The following is a 6,343-nucleotide window of genomic DNA, read 5'->3' as shown; positions in this document are numbered from 1 at the left end:
CGGCTGCATAGGCCAGATCTGCAAATTCCAGGTGGTAGATATTGGTGGACTCAATCGCCACGGCGCCCGGCAGGGCCTTCAACCACTTGTTGATGGCTGGTTTGGTGTTGGGAATCTTTTCAAGCAGATCCAGTTCAGCGTTGTAAATCACCAGCTCACTCTTGGCGACATCCACGCCCACGATGGGTTTTGAGACTGGGACTGGCATTGCCACAGGACTTCCTCCGGGATATGGTTTGAGCACTTGAGGGGCCACCCAGAGGCGCAGGCTTGTTCCTATCGTCGGTCACTAGCCAGATGCATTCTTTATCGGCGCTTGGGTGAAAGGAGGAGGGGCGAAATCTCCCACGGTCTGCACTGCGTCAACAGTCAGAAACGAGCCTTGTCCCTCCTCCTCCCTTCAAGTCCTACCATACAAGCGAGCCTGCTCGCGATGTTCGTGAACGATGACGCTCAACGCCTGATACTCCGCGGCGTTCTTGCGTTTTTCGCGAGCAGGCTCGCTCCCACAGAGGAAAAAATGCAGGAATAGAAAAAAGGCGCCCCATCAGGCGCCTTTTTTTACAGCTCGTTCCCACCACGTGAACGATTTTTAGAACTTGTAGCCCACACCGACCATGTACACGAATGGATCTGCGTCCACGTTGACTCGTGCCCGGGTGCCCGGTGCGACGGCGTTGTTTTCCACGGTCGCGCGGGTTTCGATGTCGATGTAGCGCAACTGGGCGTTGAGCAGGATGTGGTCGGTCAGCATGTAGTCCGCACCAACTTGCCAGGCCACGCCCCAGGAGTTTTTCGTGTTGAAGTTGCTGAAACCGTTGGCGCGGGCTTCGCTGCTCAGGTGTTCGTCGTACATCCAGGTGTAGTTGACGCCCGCACCGACGTAAGGCTGAAACGCCGACTTGGAGTCGAGCGGGTAGTACACCAGGCTCAGGGTCGGCGGCAGTTGTTTGAAGCTGCCGAGCTTGCCGTTGGCTGCGCTCAGGGCGGTGCCCTTGAGTTTCACGTCATGCTCGAACGGCGTGGCCGCCAGCAGTTCGATGCCCAGGTGGTCGGTGATCATGTAGGCGAAGTTCAGGCCCAGCTGCGTGTCGCTGCTCAGCGTCGCCTTGCCGCCCAGATCGGCACCACTCAATGGACCCTGATCGACCTTCACGGTGGAGCTGTCGGTATTGGGGTCAACGGTGATCGCGCCGGCACGCAGGAGGATGTCGCCTTTTTCGTGGGCGTGGGCGAGCGGGGCTGCGAGCGCGAGAGCAAACAGCGTGGCGCCGAGCAGGGACTTGTTCATGGGGGCTCCAAAGGACGTTAAAAATTTTTGATGTCCAATGGTAAGGCGGCTAACGATTCGGTCTTTTGACTCAGCTCAAGGAAACAGTGAAGACGTGAGCCTTGGGGTGATTTTGATGGCCTCTTCGCGAGCAAGTCGAATCGTCGCACCGCCGCTCCCACATTTGAAATGCATTCCAGGGTGGGAGCGGGCTTGCTCGCGAAGACGGACTTTCAAACAATACAAATCTGCCGGAATCACTCCGGCAATTCGTACATGTAGATCTTGTCCGCCTGCATCTGATACCCGGCATCCGCCAGCTCGCTGGTGGACGCCTTGACCTGCATCGGCCCTTCGACCCAGTACGGCTGATACAGCTCGTCGACCTTCACCCCCACCTCGCTTTTGACATGCACGATCTGGTTCGACGGCGGTGGCGGAACGTGGATGCAGGCGCCGAAGTACGGCACCAGCAGGAACTCCGTGGTGCGGCCTTCCTCATTCACTTCCAGCGGCACGATGTAGCCCGGCAAGCGAATGTCCTGGCCATCCAGGGTCTTGACCACCGGCGCATTCGGCACGCTTTGTTTGGCCGCCGGCGCCGATTCGGCGGACAGCGCATCGCTCATCTTCGACAAGTCGTGCAGGGGCGTCATGTCCGGCACCACCGGCATGGCGTCCGGCGGAATCATCTCCGACCAGGTCAGCTCCTTCGGCTCGGCTGCCCACAGCGGCAGGGCGACCAGCATCAACAGCGCAAGCAGAGCGCGGGGCATTTTCAACATCCTCATAAACGGATCGACAGGCCATCGGCCAGGGATTGGCGATACGCGCGCCAGGCCGGCACGCTGCCCATTAACAGGGCGGCGAGCAGAATGCCAGCAAGCAGCGTCCATTCATACTCGCTTGGCCATGCCAGCGGCAGATACAGCCCGTAATTGGCCTGGACGTAACCTTGGGCTGCGGCGATGCACACATACAACAGCGCAAGGCCAGCGGCCACCCCCGCCAGCGCCAGGGCAAACGCTTCGAGCACCAGCAAGGTCGCGATATGCCAGGGCCGCGCGCCGACCGAACGCAGAATTGCCATCTCCCGGCGACGTTCGTTGAGGCTGGTGAGAATCGCCGTGAGCATGCCGATCAACCCGGTCAGCACCACAAACAGCGAGACCACGAACAAGGCTTTTTCCGCCGTGCCCATCAAGCTCCACAGCTCCTGCAGCGACACGCCCGGCAGAATCGCCAGCATCGGTTCGCCACGGAATTCGTTGATTTCACGCTGCAGGGCGAAGGTGGAAATCTTGCTGTTGAGGCCGAGCATGAACGCGGTGATCGCTTGCGGCTTGAGGTCCATGTTGCGCGCCTGATCGGCGCTGACCCGCTCGTTGCCCCGGGCCGGAACGCCGTTGTGCCAGTCGATGTGAATCGCCTCCATGCCACCGAGGCTGATGTGCAACGTGCGGTCCACCGGGGTGCCGGTGCGCTTGAGAATGCCGACCACGGTAAATGGCTTGTCGTCATGCTTGACTAGGCTGATCGCCGCCACGCCGTGCGCCAGCACCAGTTTGTCGCCGAGCTTGTAGTGCAGGGCGTCCGCCACTTCGGCGCCGAGCACCACTTCGAACGGATCGGTGGCGAAGGCGCGGCCATCGGCCAGTTCCAGGTGTTGCTGGCGACCGTACTGGTAATGCTCGAAGTAGGCCTCGGTGGTGCCCATCACCCGATAACCGCGATGGGAATCGCCGAGAGACATCGGAATCGCCCACTTCACCTTCGGGTTGCTGGCGAAGTGTTCGAAGCTGTCCCAGCGGATGTTGTTGGTGGCATTGCCGATGCGGAACACCGAGTACAGCAGCAAGTTCACCGAGCCCGAACGCGCGCCGACGATCAGGTCGGTGCCGCTGATGGTGCTGGCGAAGCTGGCCTTGGCCTCGGTGCGCACCCGTTCCACGGCCAGCAGCAGGCAGACCGACAGGGCGATGGCGAAGGCGGTGAGGATCGCGGTGAAGCGGCGGTTAGCCAGACTGGCCATGGCTAGACGAAACAAGTACATCTCAGACCTCGGAAACAGTGGCGGCGCGATTGAGTTCGGCCAGCGACAGATGACGATCGAACAGCGGCGCCAGGCTCTGGTCATGGCTGACGAACAGCAGGCTCGAACCGGCCTCGCGACATTCGGCGAACAGCAGGCGAATGAAGTTTTCGCGGGCGTCGTAGTCCAGGGCGGAGGTCGGTTCGTCGGCGATCACCAGTTCCGGTTGGCCGATCAAGGCCCGCGCGGCGGCGACCCGTTGTTGTTGGCCAATGGACAGTGAATCGGCGCGGCGGCTGAGGATGTGTTCATCCTTCAAGCCGAGGTGGGCGAGCAGTGTCGCGGCGGCCTGGTCGACGCTGCCGTGCCGCTGCTTCGCCCGCTGGGCGCGCAGCCTGGAGAAGTGGCAGGGCAACTCGACGTTTTCCCGCACAGACAGAAACGGCAGCAGGTTGAACTGCTGGAAGATGTAGCCGGTGTGGTCGACGCGAAAGTGATCGCGGGCGCCGGCCGACAGTTGCGTCAGCTCCTGCCCGAGCAGGCGGATGCTGCCGCGATCGGGCTTTTGCACACCGCCGAGCAGGCCGAGCAGGGTGGTCTTGCCACTGCCGCTGGGGCCCTTGAGGAACAGGGTTTCGCCCGGTTCCAGGCGAAAGGCCGGGATGTCCAGCAGCGGTGGATGACCGGGCCAGCTGAAGCCCAGGTCGGACAGTTCGATGAGTGCTTGGGTCATGGCGCCGATTTCATTGAGTTGGAGATTTGTCTCAATTTTCACATTCAACACAATCCACTGTGGGAGCGAGGCTTGCCCGCGAAGAGGCCATTACAGTCAACATTGATGTTGCCTGTCAGGACGCCTTCGCGGGCAAGCCTCGCTCCTACAAGTGAATTTAGAATTTCAGGGACGCAGCCTTGGCTGTGACTTCCACCCCTTGCTGCCCGTTCGGGCTGATCAGTTGTACCTGAATTTTCTGGGTCGCCGGGAAAGTGTTGAAGATATTCGCCAGGTCCAGGGTTTTCAGCGCGGCCGGAGTGGCGCAGGTGAAGCTGTAGTGGGCGTGGATTTCGCTGTGGTCGTGATGATGTTCGTCTTTGGCGTCTTCATCGTGATCATCGTCGGCGTCCGGCTTGTCGCCGAACAATGGGCTATTGAGCTCCTGGCTCGTCACAACGCAACCGGCGGCCTTCGGCAGGCTGAACAGCGCCAGCGGGTTTTCCAGCTGGCTGCGGGCGGCGACGACCTTGGCCTTGTCGGCGTCAGTGGTGGCGGCGTGTTCGAAGCCCACCAGATTCATCGCCGGACTATCCAGTTCCAGCTCCAGGGTCTGGCCATCCAGCGCTGCGTTCAGGCGCCCGACACCGTGTTCGTGGGCACCAAGGCTGCCGTGCTCATGGTCGTGGTCATGATCATGCTCGTCTGCAGCATGGGCGACAGCCAGCGGCAACAGGGCAAACGGCAAAGCGAGCAACAGACGACGCATGGCGAATCTCCGGAAAGCAAATGAAAGAAATGTTATGTAATCTTATAACGTAAGTGCGGAGAGTTTGACTGCCTGCTTGGCGTTGCACAAGTCCCATGGGAGCATGCAGCGAAGAAATATGCGGGAGCAGACCTATGTTGCGAATTCGCGGAAGCATCGGCGAGTGGCCGGTGGATTTGACGCTGGAGATGGATGAGGCCGACTGGGCGCGGTTCGGCGCGCAATTGCAGGTGGAAAAAACCGAGGTCGTCGCAACACCGGCCAAAGCGCCGAATCAGGATGAGGCGCTGTGGCAGATCGCCAGGGATTTGCTGCGCAAGGCCGGTCAATTGAGCGGGCCGGATCTGCTGGATCAGCTGGAAGGGCTGACCGGCAACGCGGTTTCAGGCAAGCGGCTGCTGGTGCGCCTGCGGCACAGTTCGGATGTGAAAGTGGAGAGTGGCGCGGATACGCCGATTTACCGCTGGATCGAGTGAAACGAAAAAGATCGCAGCCGGCAGCTTCTACGGGGGAACTGCTGGTTGCGATCTTTTGATCTTAATAAAGCGCAGCGAACAACTTGCGACGGTACACGGTCACCAGCGGGTGATCATTACCCAGCAGCTCGAACACCTGCAGCAACGTCTTGTGCGGCAAACCTTCGCTGTAGCTGCGGTTGCGCATGAACAGCTTCAGCAGACCATCGAGCGCCGCCTCGTACTGCTGGCGAGCCAGTTGCTGCACGGCCAGCTGATAAACCGCTTCATCGTCCTGCGGATCTTTCGCCAGGCGCGCCTTCAGGTCGGCGGCGTCGGGCAGGTCCTTGGCCAGGCCCAGGAACTTGATCTGCGCCTTGGCGCCGGCAAGGGCTGCCTTGTGCTCATCGCTCTTGACCGCATCGAGCACCGTTTGCGCTTCGCTCAGTTCACCGCGCTCGGTGAGGCAGCGCGCGTAGAGGATCAGCGCCTTGGCGTTGGTGTTGTCCTCGCCCAAAAGGACGGTGAGGATGGCTTCGGCGTCGGCAAAACGACTGTCATCGAACAGCGCCTGGGCCTGTTCGAACGGATCGGCCGCGGCCGGTGGCGGCATCTGGACATGGGGTTCGAGCAGGGCGCGAACGGCCGACTCGGGTTGCGCGCCGGCAAAGCCATCGACAGGCTGGCCATCCTTGAACAGCACCACGGTCGGCAGGCTGCGAATGCCGAAGCGGGCGACGATGTCCTGCTCGATATCGCAGTTGACCTTGGCCAGCAGCAACTCGCCCTGATAGCTCTCGGCGATGGTCTGCAGCATCGGCATCAGCACTTTGCACGGCGCACACCATTCGGCCCAGAAATCCACCAGTACCGGTTTGTGGAAAGAGTTCTCGATCACCGACTGGTCGAAATCGGCAGTCGTGGCGTCGAAGATGTACGGCGTTTGCTGACTCATGGGGGATCTCGTAAAAGCGTGAATGGGGCAACTATACGGCCTGGCGGGGTGTGGCCGGAAGCGGGGGCGGGTATTGAGTGGCGTGTTGCCTGACCGGACGTCTTCGCGGGCAAGCCTCGCTCCTACAGACAACGGGGGACCTGTAGGAGC

General features: G+C 60.9%; 7 protein-coding genes and 1 pseudogene. 1 reads left to right on the top strand and 7 read right to left on the bottom strand.

The genetic code is table 11. From position 1 onward, the window contains the following. The 6 genes and pseudogenes from ACW9JE_RS27630 to ACW9JE_RS27605 all read right to left on the bottom strand — a co-directional run. A pseudogene (locus ACW9JE_RS27630) lies at positions 1-208 on the bottom strand (IS110 family transposase); the annotation flags it as partial. Positions 209-592: 384 nt separating this feature from the next. Next, the gene (locus ACW9JE_RS27625) at positions 593-1,291 is read right to left on the bottom strand and encodes an OmpW/AlkL family protein (protein WP_224541848.1); all 699 of its coding nucleotides are present in this window, start codon (positions 1,289-1,291) and stop codon (positions 593-595) included. A gap of 236 nt (positions 1,292-1,527) precedes the next feature. Continuing rightward, a complete protein-coding gene (locus ACW9JE_RS27620; RefSeq protein WP_224541846.1) occupies positions 1,528-2,046 on the bottom strand; it encodes a DUF3299 domain-containing protein in 519 nt (172 codons plus the stop codon). Positions 2,047-2,057: 11 nt separating this feature from the next. Then, entirely contained in the window at positions 2,058-3,323 is a 1,266-nt protein-coding gene (locus tag ACW9JE_RS27615) for an ABC transporter permease (RefSeq protein ID WP_457434559.1), read from the bottom strand. Between the two features lies 1 nt (position 3,324). Next, entirely contained in the window at positions 3,325-4,035 is a 711-nt protein-coding gene (locus tag ACW9JE_RS27610; RefSeq protein ID WP_224541842.1) for an ABC transporter ATP-binding protein, read from the bottom strand. A 157-nt stretch (positions 4,036-4,192) separates the two neighbouring features. Next, complete coding sequence (locus ACW9JE_RS27605) at positions 4,193-4,783, bottom strand: DUF2796 domain-containing protein (protein WP_224541840.1); 591 nt, start codon at positions 4,781-4,783, stop codon at positions 4,193-4,195. A gap of 134 nt (positions 4,784-4,917) precedes the next feature. On the opposite strand from ACW9JE_RS27605, the gene ACW9JE_RS27600 reads away from it, so the two are divergent. After that, positions 4,918-5,259, top strand: a complete 342-nt coding sequence (locus tag ACW9JE_RS27600; RefSeq protein ID WP_224541838.1) for a hypothetical protein — start codon at positions 4,918-4,920, stop codon at positions 5,257-5,259. A 61-nt stretch (positions 5,260-5,320) separates the two neighbouring features. Here ACW9JE_RS27600 and trxA read toward each other — a convergent pair whose 3' ends face one another. Further along, on the bottom strand, positions 5,321-6,193 hold the full coding sequence (trxA, locus tag ACW9JE_RS27595; protein ID WP_457434558.1) for a thioredoxin: 873 nt from the start codon (positions 6,191-6,193) through the stop codon (positions 5,321-5,323). Positions 6,194-6,343: the final 150 nt, after the last annotated feature.

This window comes from Pseudomonas sp. SDO55104_S430 (genome assembly GCF_054070595.1).
The sequence above is the reverse complement of the archived record's forward strand: the minus strand, read 5'-3'. Positions and strand labels throughout refer to the sequence as shown.

What these genes read in the sequence shown, in the direction of transcription:
- ACW9JE_RS27625 (WP_224541848.1), bottom strand. Translation starts at nt 1,291, where the DNA reads ATGAACAAGTCCCTGCTCGGCGCCACGCTGTTTGCTCTCGCGCTCGCA.
- ACW9JE_RS27620 (WP_224541846.1), bottom strand. Translation starts at nt 2,046, where the DNA reads ATGCCCCGCGCTCTGCTTGCGCTGTTGATGCTGGTCGCCCTGCCGCTG.
- ACW9JE_RS27615 (WP_457434559.1), bottom strand. Translation starts at nt 3,323, where the DNA reads ATGTACTTGTTTCGTCTAGCCATGGCCAGTCTGGCTAACCGCCGCTTC.
- ACW9JE_RS27610 (WP_224541842.1), bottom strand. Translation starts at nt 4,035, where the DNA reads ATGACCCAAGCACTCATCGAACTGTCCGACCTGGGCTTCAGCTGGCCC.
- ACW9JE_RS27605 (WP_224541840.1), bottom strand. Translation starts at nt 4,783, where the DNA reads ATGCGTCGTCTGTTGCTCGCTTTGCCGTTTGCCCTGTTGCCGCTGGCT.
- ACW9JE_RS27600 (WP_224541838.1), top strand. Translation starts at nt 4,918, where the DNA reads ATGTTGCGAATTCGCGGAAGCATCGGCGAGTGGCCGGTGGATTTGACG.
- trxA (WP_457434558.1), bottom strand. Translation starts at nt 6,193, where the DNA reads ATGAGTCAGCAAACGCCGTACATCTTCGACGCCACGACTGCCGATTTC.